Source organism: Pseudomonas sp. 1D4 (genome assembly GCF_001728925.1).
Taxonomy (GTDB): Bacteria; Pseudomonadota; Gammaproteobacteria; order Pseudomonadales; family Pseudomonadaceae; genus Metapseudomonas; species Metapseudomonas otitidis.
In genome coordinates this window covers 1-25,842 of sequence record NZ_LXJQ01000029.1, presented here as the reverse complement: position 1 = coordinate 25,842, position 25,842 = coordinate 1, and the positions used below count along the sequence as shown (strand labels likewise).

Below are 25,842 nucleotides of genomic sequence, written 5' to 3'. Positions count from 1 at the left end.
CAAGGTGGCACGACAAGGGAAGGTGACTGTTCCGCGTTGCCGCGGGCCGGAATCGAACCGGCTCAACCGATGTACAGCCACCTGCATTCGTGCCGCGCGCTACGGTGACAAGAGTGTGCAGGGACATCGGTGATGGAGTCCCGGCTGCATTCGCCGTCTCGCGCTTCAACGCGTTGCGGGCCCCACCCCATTGCGGGGCCCTTGTTCAGTTCCTATCGCTACAGCTCGGTCGCCTCGATCAGCTCGACCCAGTGCCGCGCGCCGTATTCGCCATTGGCGAACTGGGCGATCACATCGAATACCGCATCGCCGAAACCGCCGACGTTGAGGATGTCCGCTTGCTCCTGCGCCTGGGTGGTGCCGTAGGGCTGGATGTCGATGCAGACCATCTTCGCCTTCGGGTTCAGCCGCTTCAGCTGCTGCCACTGGAGCATGGTTTCGGTGGCGCCGCGCCGCTTGGCGTCGATCCAGGATTCGTTGTCCGAAACCAGGATCAGCGTGTCCACCTTGGCCTTCTCCTTCACCAACTGCGCCAGCGGGGCCGAGCAGTTGGTGCCACCGCCGCCGATCGAGGCCAGCTTCTGCGCGTTGCTCATCACGCTGTCACGCGGGTTGAGGCGCACGTCCACCACCTGGTTCTCGAACGGCATCACCCGCGCCGCCGGCTGCTTGCGCAGTACCGCTGCGGCCATCAGCGCCGCCACGTCGATGCAGCGCACCGTGCTGGTGGCGCCAGGGCGGTAGCCGGTGGCCGGGCTCTGCATGGAGCCGGATACGTCCGGGCACACCACCACGTTGCCGCTCAGCGCCGGCACGTTGGCCAGCGACAGTTCCAGGGCGTCCTGCAGCGCCTCGCGCACCGGCTCCGGTACGTCGCTGCCGGCCATCGTGTAGGCGGTCAGCAACTGGTACGGGTAGACCCGTGACTTGGCCACTGCTTCCCGGTCCGCCAGCCGCGCGGCAACCGCATAGGCCGCGCCGGGCAACTGGAACACACCGTGGCGCGCCAGGGTGTTGAGGTTCATCCGCAGGGTCTGCCAGCCCATGCGCTGTGCCTGTTCCAGCCATTGCGCGGCGCTCAGTTGACGGTCGCCCAGCAACTGGAAGGGCACGTCCGGCAGCTCGTCGCTGGCGCCGCTGCGGAAGGCCAGCAGGGCGCGGGTCAGCGGCGGCAGCGCGTCGGCATCCGCCGGCTTGCCGAGTACCCAGGCGAAGAAGGCTTCACGCCAGGCTTCGCTCGGTTTCGGGTGGACCATCTTCAGCACGTCCGCCAGGGACGGCTGGTTGCCGATCGCGGCCTGCAGCAACTGGCGCTCGCTGGCGGTATTCAGCCACGCCTGCACCAGGCGCTTGGGCTGTGTACCGAGCGATTTGCGACCGGTCACGCCGCTGCGCAGGATCTGCACGACGTTGCGCAGCATCTTGCCGTTGTCCACCACCTGGCCGAAAACCGCCGGCAGCAGGGAGGAACGTTGCGCCGCGAGGGCGGCCACCAGCAGGGCCGGCATGTCCTTCATGTGGCCGGCACGGCGGGCGTAGATGGCGGTCTTGGCCACGAAGGCCGCGTCCAGCTGGGCCACCAGGGCCAGCACCTCGGCCAGTTGCTCGGGAGCGTCGGCGTAGAAGGTCTGGTTCAGGCAACCGGTCATCGCCAGCTGGGCCAGCTTGTGCTTCGGTTGCAGGGCGTAGGCACCGGCCTTGCTGCGGTTGTACGTATCCACCTGCGGCAGGCTGGCTGCCTGAGTGTTGAAGAGGGCGGTGTTGGCCATCGTGGCGTCTCGCTCTGTTGTCCTTTCGTTGAAAGGGATATAGCGAGCGGCGTGCCAGTTTCGTTTTTTGTTCCGGAAATATTTTTCAAGTAATTGATATTTAAGGATTTTATTTTTATGACGAGTGATTCAAGGATCTTGCCCAGGGGGCTTTGAGAAAGATATCCATATTCATAGATATACGAATTTATATTTTTGGATAAACTCGCCTTCACTGACGCACCCTCGACAAGGACATGCAATGCGCTTTTCACTATTTCTCATCTTCAGCCTGCTCGCCGGCCTGGCCCAGGCGGTGCCGCTGCCCGAGGTGCAGGAGGGCGACATCATCTTCCACCAGTCGCGCTCGGCGCAGAGCCTGGCGGTGCAGCAGGCCACCCACTCGCGTTACAGCCACATGGGGCTGGTGTTGCAACACCAGGGCCGGTTGCAGGTGTTCGAGACGGGGGCGCGGGTGCAGTACGTGCCGTTGGCGCGGTGGATCGCCCGGGGCGAGGGTGGCCACTACGTAGCCAAGCGCCTGATCCGTGCCGATGAGTTGCTGACCGCTGACGCCCTGGAGCATATGCACAGGTTGGCCGAGGGCCTGCGTGGGCGCCGCTACGACCTGACCTTCGAATGGAGCGATCAGCGCCTCTACTGCTCGGAGCTGGTGTGGAAACTCTACGAGCGTACCCTCGGCCTGCGCCTGGGCGAGCTGCAGCGCATTCGCGATTTCGACCTCAGTTCGCCGGTGGTGAAGGCGAAGATGCGCGAGCGCTACGGTCAAAAGGTCCCGCTGGATGAGACCGTGATCTCGCCGGTGGCGATCTTCGAGTCGCCCTTGCTGATTACCGTGGCGCAGGAGTGAGCATGGCCCGCAAGACCGTTGCCATCGGCTTCGTTGGCGCGACCCTGGACCGCATGGGCAAGGGCGCCGACCGCTGGAACAAATGGCGCCCCACTGTGGGCCTGTGCCAGCAGCCGGACCTGCTGGTGGACCGGCTGGAGCTGATCCACGGCAGCGATGCCCGCGACCTGGGCCTGTCCCAGCGCATCAAGGGCGACGTGGAGCAGGTGTCGCCGCAGACTGAGGTGCGCCTGCACGAGATGCCGCTGCGCAACCCCTGGGACTTCGAGGAGGTGTATGGCGCGCTGCATGATTTCGTCAGCGCCTACCGCTTCGACACCGAGCACGAGGACTACCTGGTGCACATCACCACCGGCACCCACGTGGCGCAGATCTGCTGGTTCCTGCTCACCGAGGCGCGCTACCTGCCGGCGCGGCTGGTACAGACCTCGCCGGGCCGGCGTCGTGAGGAGGATCGCCACGCCATCGGCACCCATTCGCTGATCGACCTCGACCTGTCCCGCTATGACCGCATCGCCTCGCGCTTCCAGCGCGAACAGCTGGAAGGGCTGGAGCTGCTGAAGTCGGGCATCGCCACGCGCAACCCGGCGTTCAACCGCAGCATCGAGCAGATCGAGCGGGTGGCGGTGCGTTCGCGGGCGCCGATGCTGCTGATCGGCCCCACCGGTGCGGGCAAGTCCTTCCTGGCGCGGCGGGTGTACGAACTCAAGCGGGCCAGGCACCAGGTGGCGGGGCGCTTTGTCGAGGTGAACTGCGCCACCCTGCGCGGCGACGGTGCCATGTCGGCGCTGTTCGGCCACCTCAAGGGGGCCTTCACCGGCGCGCAGAGCGCCCGTGACGGCCTGCTGCGGGCGGCGGACGGCGGCATGCTGTTCCTCGACGAGATCGGCGAACTGGGCCTGGACGAGCAGGCCATGCTGCTCAAGGCCATCGAGGAGAAGCGCTTCTTCCCCATGGGGGCGGACCGCGAGGTGGAGAGCGACTTCCTGCTGATCGCCGGCACCCACCGCGACCTGCGCACTCGGGTGGCCGAGGGGCTGTTCCGCGAGGACCTGTTCGCCCGCATCAACCTCTGGACTTTCGAACTGCCGGGCCTGGCGGGGCGCCGCGAGGACATCGAGCCGAACATCGACTTCGAGCTGGAACGCCACGCCCGCGACCAGGGGCGCCTGGTGCGCTTCAACCTGGAGGCGCGACGTCGCTACCTGGCGTTCGCCTGTTCCGCCGAGGCGCGCTGGAGCGGCAACTTCCGCGAGCTGTCGGCCTCCATCACGCGCATGGCGACCCTGGCCGACAGCGGCCGCATCGACGAGGCGCTGGTGCAGGAGGAGATCGACCGGCTGCGCCGCGCCTGGGGCAACGAGTCTGGCCCGGATGACGGCCTGGCGGCGCTGCTGGGTGAGCGCCTGGCCGAGCTGGACCGCTTCGACCGCCTGCAACTGGCAGCGGTGGTGGCGGTGTGCCGCGAGGCGAGCAGCCTGTCCGAGGCCGGACGGCTGCTCTACGACGTGTCGCGCCAGGCCAAGGCGCAGCCCAATGACGCGGACCGGTTGCGCAAGTACCTGGGCAGGTTCGGCCTGGAGTGGAAAGACCTGGCGCGGTAGGGCGTGAAGGCGCGGGCTCACGGTGAGCGTGCCGATCCGGGCACAGCCGGTGCCGGCGTGCTCGGCTATCCTGTCGGCCTTTTTCACCCGCCATGCAAGGACCGCCCATGAGCCTTCCCCTGTCCGTCGAGCAGTTGCGCGAGCGCTGCGCCGCCGGAGACACCTTCGACTACCTCTACTTCTGGGGCCACACCTCGGCACCGGGCGCGCCGCTGGGCAAAGCCTGCTTCAGCCAGTGGTTCAAGTCGCCCTTCGTGCTGGAGGGTGTTCGTTATGCCACGGCGGAGCACTGGATGATGGCCGGCAAGGCACGCCTGTTCGGCGATGAGCGCGCTTTGCAGGCCGTGCTCGCGGCGCGCACGCCGGCCGATGCCAAGGCCGTCGGGCGGGAGGTGCGCGGGTTCGATGAGGCCCGTTGGCTGGCCGCCCGCTTCGACCTGGTGGTGGCTGGCAACCACGCCAAGTTCGAGCAGAACGCCGAGCTGCGCCGGGTGCTGCTGGCCACGGCCGGTCGGGTGCTGGTGGAAGCCAGCCCGGTGGACCCGGTGTGGGGCATCGGCCTGGCCGAGGCGGATGCGGCGTCCCGCACCCCGGCCACCTGGCGCGGGCTCAACCTGCTGGGCTTTGCGTTGATGGCGGTGCGCGAGCGCTTGGCGGTGGCGCAGCCGATGCAGGAGGTGTGCGAATGAACGCCTTCAGCGCGGAAGACCTCCAGCGCCTGGCCCGGCACGGCCTGGTGCTGTTCGGCGGGCGGCTGATCCACCAGGCACAGCCGCCCGTCACCGACGAGCAACTGGCCGAGGTGGAGCGCCGCGTCGGCCGCCCGCTGCCGCCGACCCTGGTGCGGCTGTGGCGCGTCGCCTATGGCGGCGTGCTGGATTACGACCTGCGGGTGGATTACCAGGGCCACATCCATCCCTATTCGCTGCGGGAGCTGTTCTACCCCGGCAGCGATGGCTACAACGACCTCTGGGGCTGGCTGGAGCACGAGCAGGAGTGGGCCCGGCAGATCGCCGAGGAGGAGGGCCGCGAGTGGGACGGGCGGCTGGACTTCCTGCCCATCGGCGGCTTCGAGTACCTGGAGCGGCTGTATGTCTGCGTCGAGCCCGGGGATTACTTCGGCCGCGTCTACGCCTGGAGCCAGGGCCTGCCGCCGGCTTGGGCGATGCGCCTGCATGAGGATGCCTTTGCCCGGGTGGCTGATGACCTGGAAGGGCTGTTCGCCCAACTGGCCTACGAGCGCGACCCGCTGGCGGAGGATGCCGACGGGTCCGGCCTGGAGTTGCTGGAGGCGCTGATCCCGCTGGAGGAAGGCGATGCCGCCGATCAGGCCCTGGCCGAGCGGGTGAAGGCCTGCCTGGGCGCTCTGGTGCTGGATTGGCAGGCGGCGCTGGAAGCCGGCGCGCTCAGTTCACGACCTGACCTGCAGCGCCTGGCCCTGGAGCAGGCGGTGGAGGCCGACGACACGGCACTGCTGGAGCGGCTGGAGGCGTCAGGTGTTGAGCTTGGCCAACTGATCCGCGGCGGGGTCAACGGGCCGGTGTATGCCCGCCTGCTCAAACGGGACGCGGTCGGTGCCTGGTTCGCTGCGCGCGGCATCGCGGAGCGCCAGCGCGGGGACGCTCAGTAGTGGTACCAGCGCAGTTGCAGCATCACCTGGTTGTCGTCCCCGGCGAGGTGGCTGAACGAGCGCTCCGCTGACAGGCGCAGGCCCAGTTGCTGGCTCAGTTCCCACTGCTGGGTCAGTGACAGCCGGCGGCGCACTTCGCCGTTGTGGAAGTAGTCCCCGGCGGCTTCCAGGCTGAGGGTGCCAAGGCGGTTGTGCCAGAGCAGGCCGGTGTCGAAGCCGCCCGCGCCGGCGACGAAGGCGGCGAAGTCCGGGTTGTGTTCCACGCGGGCCGTGGCCAGGGCGTAGTAGAGGGCATCGTCCCCCAGTTGCCAGGTGGCCCCGGCGCCGCCGTTGAGGTGGCTCACCAGGGTTTCGTCGCCGTCCTTCCCGGGCACCCGCTCCAGGCCGCCGGCGACCTGCCAGGACCAGGGCTGCAGCAGGGCGGTGCGGGGCGTCAGCGAGCGGATGGTGGCGAAGTCCAGCTGCTGCAGTTGCCAGTGGTTTTCCTCGTACTGGCGCAGCTTGAGCTGGAGGATTTCGATCTGGGCCCCGAGGGGGAAGCCCGCCAGGTTGTCCTGCAGGTCGTGGTAGGCCATGCGCAGGCCGTACTCGGCGTAGGCACGGTCTTCGCGGCTGCCCAGGCCCAGTTGCCAGGTGCGCGAGTCGTGGCCGTCCTCGGGCAGGGCCGGGCGTTCCACGTCGAGGGCGGGCGGCGGGTTGCGGTTGATCGCCTGCAGCAGTTGGAAGCCGCGCCGTGCGCGGTCCTTGTCGCGCTCTTCACCGGCGCTGCGGTAGCGGTCCAGGCGGAAGGCGGCATCCTGCACCAGGGCCCGGCGTGGGGCCGGCAGGGCCTGGAATTCGGGTGCCTGCAGCAACGAAGCGTCGTCGGCCAGGCGCAGGGCCCACTGCTGTTCCACGGGCTCCAGCGGTTCGGCTCGGGCGGCCAGTTCCCGCTCGCGGGAGGGGCGGAAGTCGATGCGGTCCACCAGACCGGCGTTCTTCACCGCGCGCACGGTGTCGGTGGGGATGGCGGTGAGGGGGAACTGCTCGGTCAGTTCGGTGCCGGGGCGGGCGATCTCCAGCAGCTCCAGCAGGCGGTAGGAGCAGTTCTCGTCGAAGAAGAAGTAGTCGAAGCGCACCTGCTTCAGTTCCCACACGTGCTCGACCATGCGCCCGGTCTCCTCGGGGCTGAGGTTGAGCCGGTATTCCCACAGGTCGCGGTTCTCCAGGCGGCTGTATTCCTTGAGCTTGTCGCGGTAGGGGACCAGGGCGAAGAGCCCGGGGTAGCCGCCCATCAGGCCTTTCCAGGCGTAGAGGATGCTGTTGTCGGCGCCTTCGATGAAGGCACCGAAGTTGAGCGCGTAGCTGAGCAGGGCGGTGTTGTTCTCGTCCACATCGCTCTGGTCGATGCGCAGCAGGGTGTGGCCGAACATCGAGGAGGGGCTGTTGAGGTAGGCCGCCGGGAACACCAGGACGGTGCTGTGGGGGTTGATGTCCTGGAACCACTGCCGGTATTCACTGCACGCCGGGGTGGGCAGGTCGCGCAGGTCCAGTTGCTCGCGCAGCCAGCGGGTGCGGGCGGGATAGACACATTGAGGGTGCTGGTCGCCGAGGGCCGGGTCGCGGTACAGCGCCTGGACGGTGGCACCGAGTTCCGCTTCCGGGTTGTGTGCGCCTTCGGGTGAGAGGAAGAAGCGCCCGTCGTCGACGTAGCTGCGCCAGCCGCCGAGCTTGCCGCGCTCGTAGTGGCCAAGGGCAATCCAGTAGGGGTCGTTGGCCAGGCGCTGCAGCCTCTCCACGGGGATGGGCGTGGCGGCCAGCAGGGCATTGCAGGTGAGCAGCAGCGGGAGAAGGACAATCCGTTTCAACGGGCGGCTCGCTTTGCCTGGGGAAGGGGGCGAGCTTTCGGGAAGGGCGGGGCGGGTGTCAAGCAAGGTCAGGCGAGGGATTTTCGCAAGCCGTGACGAGGCTCGCCGGCACAGTCGGAACGCCTTGCCACACGCTTCCGGCGAGCGCCAGAATGCGGCCATCTCTCGCGTCGCCCACAAGGATTCCCGATGCCCGCTCCATTCGCTGCTGCTCTCCGCCTGGCTCCTGAAGCGCTCACCCGCTGCTTCGACGCCGGCCAGTTCTCCTTCACCACCACCGACGACCTCGAGCCCTTCCGTGGCGTGCTTGGCCAGGAGCGGGCGGTGGAGGCCCTGCAATTCGGCGTGGCGATGCCCCGTGCCGGCTACAACGTCTATGTCATGGGCGAGCCGGGCACCGGCCGCTTCTCCTTCGTGCAGCGCTACCTCAAGGCCGAGGGCAAGCGCCTGGCAACCCCGGAGGACTGGGTCTACGTCAACCATTTCGACGAGCCCCGCGAGCCCCGCGCGCTGCGCCTGCCACCGGGCGAGGCGAACGCCTTCATCGCCGACATCGGCCAGCTTGTGGATAACCTGCTGGCCACCTTCCCGGCGGTGTTCGAAACGCCCACCTTCCAGCAAAAGAAGAGCGCCATCGACCGCGGCTTCAACCAGCGCTACGACCGTGCGCTGGATGTGATCGAGCGCCTGGCCCTGGAGAAGGACGTGGCGCTGTACCGCGATGCTTCGAACATCGCCTTCACCCCGATGAAGGACGGCAAGGCACTGGACGAGGCGGATTTCGCCCAGTTGCCGGAAGCCGAGCGCGAGCGCTTCCACGATGACATCGCGCTGCTGGAGGAGCGCCTAAACGAGGAGCTGGCCAGCCTGCCGCAATGGAAGCGCGAGTCGAGCAACCAGTTGCGCCAGCTCAACGAGGAGACCATCACCCAGGCCCTGCAGCCGCTCTTGGCGCCGCTCTCGGAGAAGTACGCGGAGAACGCCGGGGTGGTGGCGTATCTGCAGGCGATGCAGGTGAACCTGCTGAAGACCGTGGTCGACCAGTTGCTGGACGACAAGCCGGACGTGCAGCGCCGCGAGATGCTGGAGGAGCAGTACTGCCCCAGTCTCGTGGTTGGGCACCCCGACGGCAGCGGGGCGCCGGTGGTGTTCGAGCCGCACCCGACCTACGACAACCTGTTCGGCCGCATCGAGTACGGCACCGACCAGGGCGCGCTCTACACCAGCTACCGCCAGTTGCGCCCGGGTGCGCTGCACCGCGCCAACGGCGGGTTCCTGGTGCTGGAGGCGGAGAAGATGCTCAGCGAGCCCTTCGTCTGGGATGCGCTGAAGCGCGCGCTGCATTCGCGCCAGCTGAAAATGGAGTCGCCGCTGGCCGAACTGGGCCGCCTGGCCACCGTGACCCTGACGCCCCAGGTGATTCCGCTGCAGGTGAAGGTGGTGATCATCGGCTCGCGCCAGCTCTATTACACGCTGCAGGACCTGGACCCGGACTTCCAGGAGATGTTCCGGGTGCTGGTGGACTTCGATGAAGAGATCGACTTCGACGAGGAGACCCTGGAGCAGTTCGCCCAGTTGCTGAAGACCCGCACCACCGAGGAGGGCATGGCGCCACTCAGCGCGGATGCCGTGGCGCGCCTGGCGACCTACAGCGTGCGCCTGGCGGAGAATCAGCGGCGGCTGTCAGCGAAGATCGGCGACCTGTTCCAGTTGCACAGCGAGGCGGACTTCCTGCGTCAGCTGGCCGGTGAGCCGGTGACCAACGCCGAACACGTGGAGCGGGCGCTGAAAGCCAAGGCCACGCGCACCGGCCGGGTGTCGGCGCGCATCCTCGACGACATGCTGGCCGGCACCATCCTGATCGACACCGAGGGCGCGGCCGTGGGCAAGTGCAACGGCCTCACGGTGCTGGAGGTGGGGGACTCGGCGTTCGGCGTGCCGGCGCGGATTTCCGCCACCGTCTACCCGGGTGGTTCGGGCATCGTCGACATCGAGCGCGAGGTCAACCTGGGCCAGCCGATCCACTCCAAAGGGGTGATGATCCTCACCGGCTACCTGGGCAGCCGCTACGCCCAGGAGTTTCCCCTGGAGATTTCCGCGAGCATCGCGCTGGAGCAGTCCTACGGCTACGTGGATGGCGACAGCGCCTCCCTGGGCGAGGCCTGCACGCTGATCTCGGCGCTGTCGCGCACGCCGCTGAAGCAGTGCTTCGCCATCACCGGCTCGATCAACCAGTTCGGCGAGGTGCAGGCCGTGGGTGGGGTGAATGAGAAGATCGAAGGCTTCTTCCGCCTGTGCGAGGCCAGGGGGCTGACCGGCGAGCAGGGGGTGATCATTCCCCACGCCAACGTCACCAACCTGATGCTCGACGAGCGGGTGGTGCAGGCCGTGCGCAAGGGCCAGTTCCATGTCTACGCCGTGCGCCAGGCCGACGAGGCCCTGAGCCTGCTGGTGGGCGAGCCGGCTGGCGCGCCGGATGAGAAGGGTCGCTTCCCGGCGGGCAGCATCAATGCGCGCGTGGTGGCCCGCCTGCGGGAGATCGCCGAGATGGGCATGGAGGAAGAGGAGAAGGCTCCCGCCAAGGACGCAGAGGCTGTTGCCGCCGCCGTCGTTGCCGAGAAGGCGCCGGAGCCCGCCAAGCCGAAGCGCAAGGCGCCCCCCCGGAAGGCACCTGTTGCCGACGGTGGCAAGGCGCCGGAATGACCTGACAGACGGTTTGACGTCGTGCCAGGGAGGGCGCGGCTGGTCAGGCTTCGAGCAAGGCCCCACAGCACAGGCGGGGCGGCGCTTCGGCGGTTTTGCAGACATTCATTCCACAGGGTTATCCACAGAAGGCGTGGATAAGAATTCCTCGCTTTCCCAGGTTTTCGGGGTGTAGGCTGGGCGCCAGGTCCACGCGAGGAATGCCGTCATGTCCCGCACCCTCTGCCTTACCCGTCAATGCCTGGGGCTGGTCACCCGTATCGAGTGCGTGATCCTGCCGCTGGCCGGTGACAACGGCCTGTGGACCCTCATCTGTGCGGCCGGCATTTCCGGCACCCAACCGTCCGCCATTCGCGCCCAGGGCCCGTTCCATGGGCCTTTCGTCGCCGAGTCGGTGATGGCGAGCATCGCTGACTGCCTAGGTGAGCTGGGCTACTGCCCCTGCGAGGAACCCATGACCTGGCGCCTGCACCAGCAGGCGGAGCTACGTCGCCTGAACCAGGCGCGAGGGCGCACGATGGGGGACTGCCTGTCGCGCCCCGACAGTTGATGGCGGTTTTTCGAGCAGCCGCTGCAACGCCTTAGGCACCGGCGGTGGTAGCGTTCCTTGCAGCGCTCATGCACAGGGTTATCCACAGCTTTCGGGGATATTTCCGGGCGTTTCATTCTGTTTTTCTAAAGGAGACTGCTCGCTATACTCGCCGCCATTTCCACCCCTGTTGCGAGGCTTCATGGAACGCTTTTTGGAAAATTCGATGTACGCGGCGCGCTGGCTGCTGGCGCCCATCTACTTCGGCCTGTCGTTGGCGTTGCTGGCGCTGGCGCTGAAGTTCTTCCAGGAGATCTACCACGTCATTCCCCACGTCTTCGAGAAGACCGAGGGTGAACTGATCCTGGTCCTGCTCTCGCTGATCGACATGTCCCTGGTCGGTGGCCTGCTGGTGATGGTGATGATCTCCGGTTACGAGAATTTCGTGTCGCAACTGGACATCGACGAGAACAAGGAGAAGCTCAGCTGGCTGGGCAAGATGGACTCCGGTTCGCTGAAGATGAAGGTGGCGGCGTCCATCGTGGCGATCTCGTCCATCCATCTTCTGCGGGTCTTCATGGATGCGCAGAACATCGATAACGACAAGATCCTCTGGTACGTGGTGGTGCACATGACCTTCGTGATCTCGGCGTTCGCCATGGGCTACCTGGACAAGATGAGCAAGAGCAGTCACTGAGCCTTGCTGCAGCGGCCGCCCGCCCGCCTTCCAGGCCGGCGGGCGGTTTCTTTTCCGGGGTAGGGCGGTGCCAGGGGCTGTGCTAGTCTGGCCGACCTTTTTTCCCTGTGCGGAGCCCGGCCATGTCCGAACTCGATCTTTCCAGTGATGAATCCCGCGTCAGCTACGGCATTGGCCGCCAGCTGGGTGACCAGATCCGTGACAACCCTCCGCCCGGCGTGAGCATCGATGCGGTGGTCGCCGGCCTGCGCGATGCCTTTGCTGGCGTGGAAAGCCGTGTCGAGGCGGCTGACCTGAACGCGGCGTTCCGGGTCATCCGCGAGCGCATGCAGGCCCAGGCTCAGGCCCAGGCTGAAGCGGCGGCTGGCGAAGGCCGTGCCTATCTGGCGGAGAACGCCAAGCGCGAAGGTGTGACCGTGCTGCCGTCCGGCCTGCAGTTCGAGGTGCTGGTGGCGGGCGAGGGCGCCAAGCCGTCGGCCGAAGACACCGTGCGCACCCACTACCACGGTACGCTGATCGACGGCACCGTGTTCGACAGCTCCTACAACCGCGGCGAGCCGGCCGAGTTCCCGGTGGGTGGCGTGATCCCAGGTTGGGTCGAGGCCCTGCAACTGATGAATGCCGGCAGCAAGTGGCGCCTGCACGTACCCAGCGAACTGGCCTATGGCGCGCAGGGCGTGGGCAGCATCCCGCCCCATAGCGTGCTGGTGTTCGATGTGGAGCTGCTGGCGATCCTCTGATCCCGCGAAGAGCGATGCCCGGGCCGGCCGTCCTGGCCTGCCCGGGCACCTGCGGGGCCTTGTCAGCCCCGTTTGCAGGCGAGCGCCCCGGGGCGCCCGCTTGCGGGTGGCGCGTCCTGCACCACCCGGATCTCCGTCATGCCAGGTGGGCGTCCTGTTGCGGCCTCAAGGCCCGCGCGTAGCAGAACAGGAAGAGGTTGCGCACCAGTTCCTTGAGCACCAGTGGCTCGCTGGAGTTCAGGCCGGCAAGGTCGAGGTCGCCTTGGTCACGCAGTTCGTCGAGGGCTTCTTCTTCCAGTACGGCGCAGATTTCCCCGGTTTCGCGGTGGAGGATGCGCAGGTAGGGGTGGGGGCGATCCAGCCAGGCATCGATCAGGTAGGTCATGGCTCATCTCCTTGAAAAGCTGTGAGATGAGAATAATTCCTATTATCAAAATAGCAAGGGTCTATTGCTGCCTTTCGTCGCCAGCCGTTTTCTGCGGGCATGAAAAAGCCCGCCGTATGAGGCGGGCTTCCCGGTGAGCGCTTTGGCTCAGTGCGTGCGTGCGACGGCGAACTGCGTCAGCTCGATCATGGCGTCGCGGTGCTCGCTGGGCGGCAGGGCGTCCAGGCAGGCGATGGCACGCTCGGCATAGTCGCGGGCGAGGCGGGCGGTGTAGTCGAGGGCGCCGGCGGCTTCCACGGCTTCACGGATGCCCTCCAGGTCCTGGCTGCCGCCTTGCTGGATGGCCTTGCGGACCAGAGCGGCCTGATCGGGGCTGCCGTCACGCATGGTGACGATCAGCGGCAGGGTCGGCTTGCCTTCGGCGAGGTCGTCGCCGACGTTCTTGCCAAGGGTAGTGGCATCACCGCGGTAGTCGAGCAGGTCGTCCACCAGCTGGAAGGCGATGCCGAGGTAGTCACCGAAGGTCCGCAGGGCTTCGGCCTGGGCTTCGCTGGCACCGGCGAGTACGGCGGCGCTGTGGGTGGAAGCCTCGAAGAGCATCGCGGTCTTGCCGCGGATGACTTCCATATAGGTCTCTTCGGTGGTGCTGGCGTCGCGGATCTTCGACAGCTGCAGTACTTCGCCTTCTGCGATGACGCGGGTGGCCTGGGAAATGATGCGCATCACCGGCATGGAGCCCAGCTCGACCATCATTTCGAAGGAGCGCGCATAGAGGAAGTCGCCCACCAGCACGCTCGGCGCGTTGCCCCACAGGGCATTGGCGGTGGAGCGGCCGCGGCGCAGGCCCGAGGCATCGACGACGTCGTCGTGCAGCAGGGTGGAGGTGTGCAGGAATTCGATGGTGGCGGCCAGCAGGCGCAGTTGATCGCCGCCGAATCCGAGGGCATTGCCGCTGAGCAGGACCAGCAGCGGGCGCAGGCGCTTGCCGCCGGCGGAGACGATGTAGTCGCCGATCTTCTCGACCAGGGGTACGCGGGAGGTGAGTTGCCGACGGATGATGTCGTCGACTGCGGTAAAATCGTCCGCCACCACGCGGTAGAAGGCCTGGGGTTGCATCAGCGAGGGGTGCTCCTTTGAGAATGCGCGGCATGCTAGGGGGCGGGTAGGGGGCTGTCAAGGCAAGCCCCGCCGGTGCTTGCGCGGCTTTTGCGGCTTGCGTACAATCGCGGCCCCTGAACTTCCTTGGGCATTTCCCTGCCTTACGCAATTGCACGGGTTCCAGTTCCGGCCCCATGCAGCCATGCCGACCCATTCCTCTTTCTATAAAGCGTCGGGTGAGCAGGTTTAACGGAGAAAATCCATGTACGCAGTTATCGTTACCGGCGGCAAGCAGTACAAAGTCGCTGAAGGTGAATTCCTGAAGATCGAGAAGCTGGAAGTCGCCACTGGCGAATCCGTGACTTTCGATCGCGTTCTGCTGATCGGCAATGGCGACGACGTGAAAATCGGCGCTCCGGTTGTCGATGGCGCCAAAGTGGTTGCCGAAGTGGTCTCTCAAGGCCGTCACGACAAGGTTCGCATCATCAAGTTCCGTCGTCGTAAGCACCACATGAAGCGTCAGGGCCACCGCCAGTGGTTCACTGAAATCAAGATCACCGGCATCCAGGCCTAATTTCCTTTTTGGAGGATTTGACTCATGGCACACAAAAAAGCTGGCGGTTCTACCCGCAACGGTCGCGACTCAGAAAGTAAACGCCTTGGCGTGAAACTGTACGGCGGCCAAGTCATCAAGGCTGGCAACATCATCGTTCGTCAGCGTGGCACCAAGTTCCACGCAGGCGTTGGCGTTGGCCTGGGCAAGGACCACACCCTGTTCGCGAAAGTGGACGGCGTTGTGAAGTTCGAGGTCAAAGGCGCCTTCGGTCGCAAGTACGTGAGCGTCGTCGCGGCCTGATCGCGATCTCGCTGCAAAAGCCCTGTCTCGCGACGGGGCTTTTTTGTTTCTGACAGCGGAAACTGCGCATAGCGCCGGCTCCCTGTATCCTTGTGTTCCTTTTTAATTGGCCCGCCACCGTGGCGGGAGGCTTCCTGATGAAATTCGTCGATGAAGTTTCGATCTTTGTAAAAGCAGGCGACGGCGGCAATGGCCTGATGAGTTTCCGTCGCGAAAAATTCATTGAGAAAGGCGGCCCCAACGGTGGCGATGGTGGCGACGGCGGTTCCGTGTACATGGAAGCCGATCCGAACCTCAACACCCTGGTGGATTACCGCTATACCCGTCGTTTCGATGCCCAGCGTGGCGAGAACGGCGGCAGCAAGGACTGCACCGGCCGCAAGGGCGAAGACCTCGTCCTGCCGGTGCCGGTTGGCACCACGGTGATCGATGCCGGTACCCAGGAGATCATCGGTGACCTGACCGTGCCTGGTCAGCGCCTGCTGGTGGCTCAGGGTGGTTGGCATGGTTTGGGTAACACCCGCTTCAAGTCCAGTACCAACCGCGCGCCGCGCCAGACCACCAAGGGCAAGCCGGGCGAGTCCCGTGACCTCAAGCTGGAGTTGAAGGTGCTGGCTGACGTCGGTCTGCTGGGGCTGCCGAACGCGGGCAAGAGCACCTTCATCCGCGCGGTGTCGGCCGCCAAGCCGAAAGTGGCGGATTACCCCTTCACCACCCTGGTGCCGAACCTGGGTGTGGTCAGTGTCGGGCGCTTCAAGAGCTTCGTCGTGGCCGACATTCCGGGGTTGATCGAGGGCGCTGCCGAGGGTGCCGGCCTGGGGATTCGCTTCCTCAAGCACCTGGCGCGTACTCGCCTGCTGCTGCACATCGTCGACATGGCGCCGCTGGACGAGAGCGATCCGGCCGAGGCGGCTGCGACCATCGTCGAGGAGTTGGGACGCTTCAGCCCGGCGCTGACCGAGCGTGATCGCTGGCTGGTGCTGAACAAGGCTGACCAGTTGCTGGATGAAGAGCGCGAAGCGCGCATGAAAGAGGTGATCGAGCGCCTCGAATGGGAAGGGCCTGTTTTCGTCATTTCCGCCTTGGAGCGCGAAGGTACCGAGGCGTTGTCCCAGGAGATCATGCGTTATCTCGACGAGCGGACCCTGCGCATGGAAGAGGACCCGGCCTACGCCGAGTCGCTCGCCGAGCTGGACCAGCGCATCGAGGATGAGGCGCGCGCCCGCCTGCAGGCTCTGGATGATCGCCGTGCGCTGCGCCGTGCCGGCCTGAAGAGTGCCGACGCTGCCGACGACGATGATGATTTCTTTGATGATGAGGACGACGGCGACGGGCCGGAGATCTTCTACGTTCCCTGATGACCGCGCCTTCGGGCGCACCGGATGATCGCCATAGGCTGTGCGCCATGGGCCGCACGGCTTTCTAGCTAAGGTTGGAAGATATGCGGGACAAGGTGACTGGCGCGCAGCGCTGGGTGGTGAAGATCGGCAGTGCTTTGCTGACCGCTGATGGGCGTGGCCTCGATCGCGATGCCATGGCGGTGTGGGTGGAGCAGATGGTGGCGCTGCGTAATGCGGGCGTCGAACTGGTGCTGGTGTCGTCCGGCGCGGTAGCGGCGGGCATGAGCCGGTTGGGCTGGAATACCCGCCCGAAGGCCATGCACGAGCTGCAGGCTGCGGCTGCCGTCGGGCAGATGGGGCTGGTGCAGGCCTGGGAATCCAGTTTTGCCGAGCATGGCCGTGGCACTGCCCAGATCCTCCTGACTCACGACGACCTTTCCGACCGCAAGCGCTACCTCAATGCGCGCAGCACCCTGCGTGCGCTGGTCGATCTGGGTGTGATTCCCGTCATCAACGAGAACGACACGGTTGTCACCGATGAGATCCGCTTCGGTGACAACGACACCCTGGCGGCCCTGGTGGCCAACCTGGTGGAGGCGGACCTGCTCGTTATCCTCACCGATCGCGATGGCATGTTCGATGCTGATCCGCGTCACAACCCCGATGCCCAACTGATTTTCGAAGCGCGTGCCGATGATCCAGCGCTGGATGCCGTGGCGGGCGGAACTGGTGGTGCGCTGGGGCGCGGTGGCATGCAGACCAAGCTGCGTGCGGCGCGCTTGGCGGCGCGCTCCGGGGCGCACACGATCATCGTCGGTGGCCGTATCGAGCGCGTGCTGGATCGCCTGAAGAGCGGCGAGCGCCTGGGTACGCTCCTGGCGCCCGAGCGCGGCATGCTGGCCGCCCGCAAGCAGTGGTTGGCGGGCCACCTGCAGACCCGCGGCACCCTGGTGCTGGATGCGGGGGCGGTGAAGGCGTTGCGTTCCGACCACAAAAGTCTGCTGCCGGTAGGGGTGAAGGCGGTGCAGGGCAGCTTCCGTCGCGGTGAGATGGTGGTGTGCGTCGACCCCGAGGGGGGCGAAGTGGCGCGTGGCCTGGTGAACTACAGCGCCCTGGAGGCGCAGAAGATCATTGGCCAGTCGTCCGAGATGGTGGAGAAGCTGCTGGGCTACATGGGTGAGCCTGAGCTGGTGCATCGGGACAACCTGGTCCTGATCTGACGAGGAGGTGTCATGAGGCTTCTGAGGGGATTGCTGGCGGCCGTGGCTGCGATGCCGATGCTGGCGGCGGCCGAGGAGATCGGGTCGGTCTCCACCGTGTTCAAGTGGCTCGGGCCCAATGACAAGATCGTCATCGAGGCGTTTGACGACCCCAAGGTGGAAGGGGTGACCTGCTACCTGTCGCGAGCCAAGACCGGTGGCGTGAAAGGTGGCCTGGGTCTGGCCGAGGATCGCGCGGAGGCCTCCATTGCCTGTCGGCAGGTGGGGCCTGTGCGTTTCACGGCTGACCTGAAGGATGGCGAGGAAGTGTTCAAGGAGCGTACGTCGCTGGTGTTCAAGACCATGCAGGTGGTGCGCTTCTTCGATCGCAAGCGCAACACGCTCGTCTATCTGGTCTACAGCGATCGCATCATCGAGGGTAGTCCGCAGAACGCGGTGACGGCCATTCCGATCATGCCCTGGCCGAACAAGCCCTGAGTCAACGATGGAAAGCCCGGTTTGCCGGGCTTTTTGTTGCCTGGTGAACATGCAGTGCCAAATCGCGGGCAATAAAAAACCGGCCATCAGGCCGGTTTTTCGTACAAGAACGAGCTTAGGCGGCAGCCTGGCCCAGCGCCTTGATGTGCGCGTTCAGGCGGCTCTTGTGACGAGCAGCCTTGTTCTTGTGGATGATGCCTTTGTCGGCCATGCGGTCGATGACCGGTACAGCAGCGGTGTAGGCTGCTTGGGCCTTGGGCAGGTCCTTGGCGTCGAGCGCCTTGACTACGTTTTTGATGTAGGTACGGACCATGGAGCGCAGGCTGGCGTTATGGCTACGACGCTTCTCAGCCTGTTTCGCGCGTTTTTTGGCAGAAGGTGTATTGGCCACCGTCAAGCTCCTCGGAAACTGGGGGATACGAACAAATAAGGCCGCGAATCATGCCGATGCGCTGTGGCGATGTCAAGGGCGGTTGAGTGCCCTTGCCGTGGCGGGCGACGAGCGTGCAGCGTGATTTCTTCGCTGCGCAGCTCTACACTCGCGCGCTCCGGGGCAGCCCGGGCGTCGGCTTCTGCGGTCGCGCATTCTTTCCTTCGGCCTCCTGGGATGCAAGCCTTTACGTCATGAATCTGCTCAAGTCGCTGGCCGCCGTCAGCTCCATCACCATGCTGTCGCGGGTACTGGGCTTCGTTCGCGACACCATCGTGGCCCGTGCCTTCGGTGCCGGCATGGCCACGGATGCCTTCTTCGTTGCCTTCAAGCTGCCCAACCTGCTGCGGCGGATCTTCGCCGAGGGGGCCTTCTCACAGGCCTTCGTCCCGATCCTGGCGGAGTACAAGAGCCAGCAGGGCGAGGAGGCGACCCGGACCTTCATCGCCTATGTGGCCGGACTGCTGACCCTGGCGCTGGCGCTGGTCACGGCGCTGGGCATTCTTGCAGCACCCTGGGTGATCTATGCCACCGCTCCGGGCTTCACTGACACCCAGGAGAAGTTCGAGCTGACCACCGACCTCTTGCGGGTCACCTTTCCCTATATCTTCCTGATTTCGCTGTCGTCCCTGGCCGGGGCGGTGCTGAACACCTGGAACCGCTTTGCGGTGCCGGCCTTCGTGCCGACGCTGCTGAACGTGGCGATGATCGTCTTTGCGGTGTTCCTCACGCCTTACTTCCATCCACCGGTGATGGCGCTGGCCTGGGCGACCCTGGCGGGTGGGCTGGCCCAGTTGCTGTTCCAGCTGCCGGCGCTCAAGCGCATCGGCATGCTCGTGCTGCCGCGTCTGAACCTGCGCGATGCCGGCGTCTGGCGGGTGCTGAAGCAGATGGGGCCGGCCATCTTCGGGGTCTCCGTAAGCCAGATCTCGCTGATCATCAACACCATCTTCGCGTCCTTCCTGGTGGCCGGTTCGGTGTCCTGGATGTACTACGCCGACCGCCTGATGGAGCTGCCCTCCGGCGTGCTTGGCGTGGCGCTTGGCACCATCCTGCTGCCGTCGCTGGCCAAGACCTACGCCAACGATGACCGCACAGCCTATTCCGAGCTGCTGGATTGGGGGCTGCGCCTGTGTTTCCTGCTGGTGCTGCCCTGCGCCCTGGCGCTGGCGCTGCTCGCCGAGCCGCTGACGGTGTCGCTGTTCCAGTACGGCAAGTTCACCGCCCATGACGCACTGATGACCCAGCGTGCGCTGATCGCCTACGCCGTCGGTCTGCTCGGGATCATCCTGGTGAAGGTCCTGGCGCCTGGCTTCTATGCCCGGCAGAACATCCGTACCCCGGTGCGTATCGCCCTGCTGACCCTGGTGGTGACCCAGTTGCTCAACCTGGTGCTGATCGGGCCGTTGCAGCACGCCGGCCTGGCGCTGGCCATCGGGCTGGCGGCCTGTCTCAACGCCGCCTTGCTGTTCTGGCAGTTGCGCCGGCAACGTCTTTTTCTGCCCCAACCGGGCTGGGGTGTGTTCCTGCTCAAGCTGCTGGTAGCGGTTGCGGTGATGGGGGCGATCCTCGTGCTGGGGGGGAGCTGGCTGCCGGCCTGGGACAGCGGTGGCATGCCTGAGCGCCTGGCGCGGCTGATGCTGCTGGTGGTCGCCGGTGCCGGCAGTTATTTCGCCACCCTGGCGGTGCTGGGTTTCCGCCTTCGCCACTTCGCTCGCCGGGCTGTCCGATAGCGGGGTCTTGCCCTCCGGAGAGCGGCTTTGCGACACGTCAGACGTGCCTGTTGTGATGGCGCGGCTGTGCGTATAATCGGCCACTTTGTGAACAAGACGTGTGCTATGCAGCTGGTCCGAGGTCTTCATAACCTGCGGCCCCGATCCGGGGGCTGCGTTGCCACCATCGGCAATTTCGACGGCGTCCACCGGGGGCACCAGGCCATTCTCAAGCGCCTGCGCGAACGTGCGGCCGAGCTGGGCGTACCCAGCTGCGTGGTGATCTTCGAACCCCAGCCCCGTGAGTTCTTCGGTCCCGATACCGCCCCCGTCCGCCTGACGCGCCTGCGCGACAAGCTCGAGCTGCTGGCCGGTGAGGGCGTGGATTTCGTCCTGTGCCTGGCGTTCAACCGGCGCTTGCGCGAGCTGTCCGCTGCCGAGTTCGTCCATGCGGTGCTGGTGGAAGGGCTGGGTGTGCACCACCTGGAGATCGGTGACGACTTCCGCTTCGGCTGTGATCGTGCCGGCGATTTCGCCTTCCTCCAGGCTGCCGGGGCAGCCGAGGGCTTTACCGTCGAGGCCGCTGCCACCGTCGAACTGGATGGCATGCGGGTCAGCAGCACCCGTGTCCGCGAGGCCCTGGCCGCCGCCGACTTCCCGCTGGCCGAGCACCTGCTCGGGCGGCCCTTCAGCATCACCGGCCGTGTCCTGCATGGCCAGAAACTGGCGCGGCAGCTCGGCACGCCGACTGCCAATGTGCAACTCAAGCGACGCCGTGTACCGCTCTCCGGGGTCTTCCTGGTCAGCGTGGAGCTGGATGGCCAGCGCCTGCCTGGTGTCGCGAACATCGGCGTGCGCCCCACCGTGAAAGGGGACGGCAACGCCCATCTGGAAGTGCACCTGTTGGACTTCGCCGCGAGCCTCTACGACCGGCGCCTCAGCGTCACCTTCCACCGCAAGCTGCGCGAAGAGCAGCGTTTCGCCTCCCTGGAGGCCCTCAAGTCGGCGATCGACGCGGACGTCGCCGCAGCCCGTGCCTACTGGCAGGGCGCCCACCTTCAATGATGAGCCTGGACTGACATGACCGATTACAAAGCGACCCTCAACCTGCCGGAAACGGCATTCCCGATGAAGGCCGGTCTTCCCCAGCGTGAGCCGGAGACCCTGCAGCGCTGGGACTCCATTGGGCTCTACCAGAAGCTGCGCCAGATCGGTGAGGGCCGCCCCACGTTCGTCCTGCACGATGGCCCGCCCTATGCGAACGGCGAGATCCACATCGGTCACGCGCTGAACAAGATCCTCAAGGACATCATCGTCCGTTCCAAGACCCTGTCCGGCTACGACGCACCCTATGTGCCGGGCTGGGACTGCCATGGCCTGCCCATCGAGCACAAGGTGGAGACCACCCACGGCAAGAACCTGCCGGCGGACAAGGTCCGTGAGCTGTGCCGTGCCTACGCCACCGAGCAGATCGAGCAGCAGAAGACCGACTTCATCCGCCTGGGTGTGCTGGGTGACTGGGGCAACCCCTACAAGACCATGAACTTTGCCAACGAGGCCGGCGAGATTCGCGCCCTGGCCGAGATGGTCAAGGGCGGCTTCGTGTTCAAGGGCCTTAAGCCGGTCAACTGGTGCTTCGATTGCGGTTCGGCCCTGGCCGAGGCCGAGGTTGAGTACAAGGACAAGCAGTCCGACGCCATCGACGTCGCCTTCCCGGTAGAGGACGCCGACAAGCTGGCCGCCGCCTTCGGCCTGGCCAGCCTTTCCAAGCCGGCCGCCATCGTGATCTGGACCACCACGCCCTGGACCATCCCGGCCAACCAGGCGCTGAACGTCCACCCTGAATTCGAGTACGCCCTGGTGGACACCGGCGCTCGCCTGCTGGTGCTGGCGACCGAACTGGTGGAGTCCTGTCTGGCTCGCTATGGCCTGGAAGGTCAGGTGATCGCCACTGCCAAGGGCGAGGCGCTGGAGCACATTCGCTTCCGTCACCCCTTCTACGAGCGCTTCTCCCCGGTCTACCTGGCCGAGTACGTCGAGCTGGGCGCCGGCACGGGTGTGGTGCACTCCTCGCCGGCTTACGGTGAAGACGACTTCCGTACCTGCAAGGCGTACGGCATGAGCAACGACGACATCCTCAGCCCGGTGCAGAGCAACGGTGTGTATGTGGCTGACCTGCCGTTCTTCGGCGGCCAGTTCATCTGGAAGGCCAACCCGCTCATCGTCGCCAAGCTGGAAGAAGTGGGCGCGCTGCTCAAGCACGAGGCGATCAAGCACAGCTACATGCACTGCTGGCGCCACAAGACCCCGCTGATCTACCGTGCCACCGCCCAGTGGTTCGTCGGCATGGACAAGCAGCCCAACCAGGGCGGCACCCTGCGCGAGCGCGCCCTGGCGGCCATCGAACAGACCCAGTTCATCCCGGCCTGGGGCCAGGCACGTCTGCACAGCATGATCGCCGGCCGTCCCGACTGGTGCATCTCGCGCCAGCGCAACTGGGGCGTACCCATCCCGTTCTTCCTGCACAAGGCCACCGGCGAGCTGCACCCGCGCACCGTCGAGCTGATGGAGGAAGTGGCCAAGCGCGTCGAGCAGCAGGGCATCGAGGCCTGGTTCAAGCTGGAGCCGGCCGAGCTGTTGGGCGACGAGGCTGGTGACTACGAGAAGATCCTCGACACCCTGGACGTCTGGTTCGACTCCGGCACCACCCATTGGCACGTGCTGCGTGGTTCGCACCCGCAAGGCCACGCCAGCGGTCCGCGTGCGGACCTCTACCTGGAAGGTTCCGACCAGCACCGCGGCTGGTTCCATTCCTCGTTGCTGACCGGCAGCGCCATCGACGGCCATGCGCCCTACAAGGGCCTGCTGACCCATGGCTTCACCGTGGACGAGCGCGGCCACAAGATGTCCAAATCCCTGGGTAACACCGTGGCGCCGCAGAAGATCAACAACACCCTGGGCGCCGACATCCTGCGTCTGTGGGTTGCGGCCACCGACTACTCGGGCGAGATGGCCGTTTCCGACCAGATCCTGCAGCGCAGCGCCGACGCCTACCGGCGTATCCGCAACACCGCGCGCTTCATGCTGGCCAACCTCAACGGTTTCGATCCGGCCCGCGACCTGCTCCCGCCGGAGCAGATGCTCGACCTCGATCGCTGGGCGCTGGACGCCGCTGCCCGCCTGCAGGACGAGATCCTCGAGGCCTACGGCGAGTACCGCTTCTGGAACGTCTACTCGAAGCTGCACAACTTCTGCGTGCAGGAGCTGGGCGGTTTCTACCTCGACATCATCAAGGACCGTCAGTACACCACCCGTGCCGACAGCGTGGCCCGTCGTTCCTGCCAGACCGCGCTGTTCCACATCACCGAGGCGCTGGTGCGCTGGATCGCGCCGATCCTGGCCTTCACCGCTGAGGAGATCTGGCAGTACCTGCCGGGTGAGCACAACGAGTCGGTCATGCTGAACACCTGGTACGAAGGCCTGGCCCGCCTGCCGGAAGGTTTTGCCCTGGATGCGGCCTACTGGACCCGCGTCATGGCGGTGAAAGGGGCGGTCAACAAGGAACTGGAAGCCCTGCGCTCGGCCAAGGCCATTGGCGGCAACCTGCAGGCCGAAGTCACCCTGTTCGGCGATGACGCCCTGCAGGCCGATCTGGCCAAGCTGGGCAACGAGCTGCGCTTCGTGCTCATCACTTCCACTGCTGAAGTCCGCCCGGCGGGCGAGGCGCCGGAGCAGGCCGTGGCCACCGAGGTGCCTGGCCTGAAGCTGCGCATTCTCAAGTCCGGACACGCCAAGTGCGGTCGTTGCTGGCACCACCGTGCCGACGTCGGCACCCACGCGGCGCACCCGGAGCTGTGCGGTCGTTGCGTGGAGAACATCGAAGGCGCCGGCGAGGTTCGCCACCATGCCTGAGGCCCGTTTCGGTCGGCTGGGCTGGCTGCTGCTGAGCGTCCTGGTGTTCCTGCTGGACCAGGGCACCAAGTGGGCAGTGCTGGACCTGATCCCCAAGCACACCCGCATCACGGTGATCCCCGGCTGGTTCGACTGGACCCACGTCTACAACACCGGCGCTGCCTTCAGCTTCCTGGCGGACAGCTCGGGCTGGCAGCGCTGGCTGTTCGCGATCATCGCCATCGTGGTGAGCGGCGTACTGGTGGTCTGGCTCAAGCGTCTGAAGGCCGACGAGACCTGGCTGGCCATCGCCCTGGCCGCCGTGCTCGGCGGCGCGTTGGGCAACCTGTACGACCGCGTGGTGCTGGGCCACGTGGTCGACTTCATCCTGGTGCACTGGCAGGACCGCTGGTACTTCCCGGCGTTCAACCTGGCCGACACCGCGATCACCCTCGGCGCCATCATGCTGGCGCTGGATATGTTCAAGACGAAGAAGTCCGGAGAAGCCGCCCATGACTGAGTCCCTCGCCACCGAGCTGCGCATCGGCCCGGACCGTGAAGTGACGCTGAACTTCGCCATCAAGCTGGAGAACGGCGACGTGGTTGACAGCACCTTCGGCAAGCAGCCAGCCACCTTCAAGGTCGGCGACGGCAACCTGCTACCGGGCTTCGAGAATGCGCTGTTCGGCCTCAAGGCCGGCGATCGCCGCGAGCTGCCCATCAGCCCCGAGCAGGGTTTCGGCCAGCCGAACGAGCAGAATGTCCAGGTCATGCCCCGTGGCCAGTTCCAGGACATGGAGCTGTCCGAAGGCCTGCTGATCATCTTCAACGATGCCGCCAACGCCGAGTTGCCCGGTGTCGTGAAGGCCTTCGACGCTGACCGCGTGACCATAGACTTCAACCACCCGCTGGCCGGCAAGACGCTGCGCTTCGATGTGGAAATCCTGGCGGTTCGTCCGCTCTGATCCGTTTCCCGGCAGGGGAGGGCGGCCGGCAGGCCTGGAGGTAACAAGCATGCAGATCAAACTCGCCAACCCCCGTGGGTTCTGTGCCGGCGTGGACCGTGCCATCGAGATCGTCAACCGTGCGCTGGAAGTGTTCGGCCCGCCGATCTACGTCCGCCACGAAGTGGTGCACAACAAGTTCGTCGTCGAAGACCTGCGCGCCCGTGGCGCCGTGTTCGTCGAAGAGCTGGATCAGGTGCCGGACAACGTCATCGTCATCTTCAGCGCCCATGGTGTGTCCCAGGCCGTGCGCCAGGAGGCCGAGCGCCGCGGCCTCAAGGTGTTCGACGCCACCTGCCCGCTGGTGACCAAGGTGCACATGGAGGTGGCCCGCTACAGCCGTGACGGCCGCGAATGCGTGCTGATCGGCCACGCCGGTCACCCGGAAGTGGAAGGCACCATGGGCCAGTACGACTCCGCCAATGGCGGTGCGATCTACCTGGTGGAGAACGAGGACGATGTGGAGCGCCTGGTGGTTCGCAACCCGGAAGCTCTGTCCTTCGTCACCCAGACGACCCTTTCCATGGACGACACCAGCCGCGTGATCGATGCCCTGCGGGCGCGCTTCCCCTCCATCGGCGGGCCGCGCAAGGACGACATCTGCTACGCCACCCAGAACCGCCAGGACGCGGTGAAGCAACTGGCTGACGAAAGCGATGTGGTGCTGGTGGTGGGCAGCCCCAACAGCTCCAACTCCAACCGCCTGCGCGAACTTGCCGAGCGCATCGGCACCCCGGCCTACCTGATCGACGGCGCCGAAGACCTGCAGCAAGGCTGGTTCGCCGGTGTGCAACGGGTCGGCATCACCGCCGGCGCCTCTGCCCCCGAGGTGCTGGTGCAGGGCGTGATCCAGCAACTGCGCGAGTGGGGCGCCGAGGTTGCGCTGGAGCTGGACGGGCGGCCGGAGAACGTTACCTTCTCGATGCCCAAGGAGCTGCGGGTCAAGGCGATCTGAGCTACGGCAGTGAATAAAAAACGGTTCTTCGCGGAATCAGGGGAAAGAGCGAGTTGACAGTCAGGGAGGTAGGTAGATTGGCAGTCACCAAACGAACCAACCCCC

At 65.8% G+C, this 25,842-nt stretch carries 24 protein-coding genes; 19 read left to right on the top strand and 5 right to left on the bottom strand.

Features of this window, described 5'->3' with window-relative positions:
- Positions 1–218 precede the first annotated feature (218 nt).
- Positions 219–1,769 carry a TROVE domain-containing protein gene (locus A7D27_RS15835; protein ID WP_069559874.1) on the bottom strand — a complete coding sequence of 517 codons (1,551 nt, stop codon included), beginning with the start codon at positions 1,767–1,769 and terminating at the stop codon, positions 219–221.
- A 241-nt stretch (positions 1,770–2,010) separates the two neighbouring features.
- Between A7D27_RS15835 and A7D27_RS15830 the strand changes: the two genes are divergently transcribed.
- The 4 genes from A7D27_RS15830 (at position 2,011) to A7D27_RS15815 (ending at position 5,853) form a co-directional block, all read left to right on the top strand.
- Entirely contained in the window at positions 2,011–2,619 is a 609-nt protein-coding gene (locus A7D27_RS15830; protein WP_069559873.1) for a YiiX family permuted papain-like enzyme, read from the top strand.
- Positions 2,620–2,621: 2 nt separating this feature from the next.
- Positions 2,622–4,223 carry an RNA repair transcriptional activator RtcR gene (gene rtcR, locus A7D27_RS15825; RefSeq protein WP_069559872.1) on the top strand — a complete coding sequence of 534 codons (1,602 nt, stop codon included), beginning with the start codon at positions 2,622–2,624 and terminating at the stop codon, positions 4,221–4,223.
- 107 nt (positions 4,224–4,330) lie between these two features.
- Entirely contained in the window at positions 4,331–4,912 is a 582-nt protein-coding gene (locus tag A7D27_RS15820; protein ID WP_069559871.1) for an NADAR family protein, read from the top strand.
- Positions 4,909–5,853, top strand: a complete 945-nt coding sequence (locus A7D27_RS15815; RefSeq protein ID WP_069559870.1) for an SMI1/KNR4 family protein — start codon at positions 4,909–4,911, stop codon at positions 5,851–5,853. The genes A7D27_RS15820 and A7D27_RS15815 overlap by 4 nt, the downstream gene beginning before the upstream one ends.
- On the opposite strand, the gene A7D27_RS15810 is transcribed toward A7D27_RS15815, so the two are convergent.
- The gene (locus A7D27_RS15810; protein ID WP_069559869.1) at positions 5,847–7,700 is read right to left on the bottom strand and encodes a DUF4105 domain-containing protein; all 1,854 of its coding nucleotides are present in this window, start codon (positions 7,698–7,700) and stop codon (positions 5,847–5,849) included. The genes A7D27_RS15815 and A7D27_RS15810 overlap by 7 nt on opposite strands.
- A 189-nt stretch (positions 7,701–7,889) precedes the next feature.
- Between A7D27_RS15810 and A7D27_RS15805 the strand changes: the two genes are divergently transcribed.
- The 4 genes from A7D27_RS15805 to A7D27_RS15790 all read left to right on the top strand — a co-directional run bounded on the left by A7D27_RS15805 (position 7,890) and on the right by A7D27_RS15790 (position 12,369).
- Complete coding sequence (locus A7D27_RS15805) at positions 7,890–10,403, top strand: Lon protease family protein (RefSeq protein WP_069565403.1); 2,514 nt, start codon at positions 7,890–7,892, stop codon at positions 10,401–10,403.
- Between the two features lie 208 nt (positions 10,404–10,611).
- Positions 10,612–10,953 carry a hypothetical protein gene (locus A7D27_RS15800; protein ID WP_069559867.1) on the top strand — a complete coding sequence of 114 codons (342 nt, stop codon included), beginning with the start codon at positions 10,612–10,614 and terminating at the stop codon, positions 10,951–10,953.
- Positions 10,954–11,134: 181 nt separating this feature from the next.
- A complete protein-coding gene (locus A7D27_RS15795; RefSeq protein ID WP_069559866.1) occupies positions 11,135–11,629 on the top strand; it encodes a TIGR00645 family protein in 495 nt (164 codons plus the stop codon).
- Between the two features lie 122 nt (positions 11,630–11,751).
- Positions 11,752–12,369, top strand: a complete 618-nt coding sequence (locus tag A7D27_RS15790; protein ID WP_069565402.1) for an FKBP-type peptidyl-prolyl cis-trans isomerase — start codon at positions 11,752–11,754, stop codon at positions 12,367–12,369.
- 136 nt (positions 12,370–12,505) lie between these two features.
- Here A7D27_RS15790 and A7D27_RS15785 read toward each other — a convergent pair whose 3' ends face one another.
- Both A7D27_RS15785 and A7D27_RS15780 read right to left on the bottom strand, forming a co-directional pair.
- Positions 12,506–12,754 (bottom strand): hypothetical protein, encoded by a 249-nt coding sequence (locus A7D27_RS15785; RefSeq protein WP_044410414.1) that lies wholly within the window; start codon positions 12,752–12,754, stop codon positions 12,506–12,508.
- A gap of 147 nt (positions 12,755–12,901) precedes the next feature.
- Positions 12,902–13,870, bottom strand: a complete 969-nt coding sequence (locus tag A7D27_RS15780; RefSeq protein WP_069559864.1) for a polyprenyl synthetase family protein — start codon at positions 13,868–13,870, stop codon at positions 12,902–12,904.
- 244 nt (positions 13,871–14,114) lie between these two features.
- Between A7D27_RS15780 and rplU the strand changes: the two genes are divergently transcribed.
- The 5 genes from rplU to A7D27_RS15755 all read left to right on the top strand — a co-directional run bounded on the left by rplU (position 14,115) and on the right by A7D27_RS15755 (position 17,745).
- Entirely contained in the window at positions 14,115–14,426 is a 312-nt protein-coding gene (gene rplU, locus A7D27_RS15775) for a 50S ribosomal protein L21 (RefSeq protein ID WP_044410409.1), read from the top strand.
- A 24-nt stretch (positions 14,427–14,450) separates the two neighbouring features.
- Positions 14,451–14,708, top strand: coding sequence for a 50S ribosomal protein L27 (gene rpmA / locus A7D27_RS15770; RefSeq protein ID WP_044410405.1), 258 nt, complete (start codon positions 14,451–14,453; stop codon positions 14,706–14,708).
- A 137-nt stretch (positions 14,709–14,845) separates the two neighbouring features.
- Complete coding sequence (gene cgtA, locus A7D27_RS15765; protein WP_069559863.1) at positions 14,846–16,066, top strand: Obg family GTPase CgtA; 1,221 nt, start codon at positions 14,846–14,848, stop codon at positions 16,064–16,066.
- Positions 16,067–16,149: 83 nt separating this feature from the next.
- The gene (gene proB, locus A7D27_RS15760) at positions 16,150–17,268 is read left to right on the top strand and encodes a glutamate 5-kinase (protein ID WP_069559862.1); all 1,119 of its coding nucleotides are present in this window, start codon (positions 16,150–16,152) and stop codon (positions 17,266–17,268) included.
- A 12-nt stretch (positions 17,269–17,280) separates the two neighbouring features.
- Positions 17,281–17,745, top strand: coding sequence for a CreA family protein (locus A7D27_RS15755; protein WP_069559861.1), 465 nt, complete (start codon positions 17,281–17,283; stop codon positions 17,743–17,745).
- Positions 17,746–17,860: 115 nt separating this feature from the next.
- Here A7D27_RS15755 and rpsT read toward each other — a convergent pair whose 3' ends face one another.
- Complete coding sequence (gene rpsT / locus A7D27_RS15750; protein ID WP_028629627.1) at positions 17,861–18,136, bottom strand: 30S ribosomal protein S20; 276 nt, start codon at positions 18,134–18,136, stop codon at positions 17,861–17,863.
- A 233-nt stretch (positions 18,137–18,369) separates the two neighbouring features.
- On the opposite strand from rpsT, the gene murJ reads away from it, so the two are divergent.
- From murJ to ispH, 6 genes are all read left to right on the top strand, one after another.
- Positions 18,370–19,908 (top strand): murein biosynthesis integral membrane protein MurJ, encoded by a 1,539-nt coding sequence (gene murJ, locus A7D27_RS15745; protein WP_069565401.1) that lies wholly within the window; start codon positions 18,370–18,372, stop codon positions 19,906–19,908.
- 105 nt (positions 19,909–20,013) lie between these two features.
- Entirely contained in the window at positions 20,014–20,952 is a 939-nt protein-coding gene (gene ribF / locus A7D27_RS15740) for a bifunctional riboflavin kinase/FAD synthetase (protein WP_069559859.1), read from the top strand.
- A 15-nt stretch (positions 20,953–20,967) separates the two neighbouring features.
- Positions 20,968–23,799 (top strand): isoleucine--tRNA ligase, encoded by a 2,832-nt coding sequence (gene ileS / locus A7D27_RS15735; protein WP_069565400.1) that lies wholly within the window; start codon positions 20,968–20,970, stop codon positions 23,797–23,799.
- Positions 23,792–24,298: a signal peptidase II gene (gene lspA / locus A7D27_RS15730; RefSeq protein WP_069559857.1), complete on the top strand. Its 507-nt coding sequence runs from the start codon at positions 23,792–23,794 to the stop codon at positions 24,296–24,298. Before ileS ends, lspA begins: the two co-directional genes overlap by 8 nt.
- A complete protein-coding gene (locus A7D27_RS15725) occupies positions 24,291–24,743 on the top strand; it encodes a peptidylprolyl isomerase (RefSeq protein ID WP_069565399.1) in 453 nt (150 codons plus the stop codon). Before lspA ends, A7D27_RS15725 begins: the two co-directional genes overlap by 8 nt.
- Positions 24,744–24,792: 49 nt before the next feature.
- The gene (gene ispH, locus A7D27_RS15720) at positions 24,793–25,737 is read left to right on the top strand and encodes a 4-hydroxy-3-methylbut-2-enyl diphosphate reductase (RefSeq protein ID WP_069565398.1); all 945 of its coding nucleotides are present in this window, start codon (positions 24,793–24,795) and stop codon (positions 25,735–25,737) included.
- Positions 25,738–25,842 lie beyond the last annotated feature (105 nt).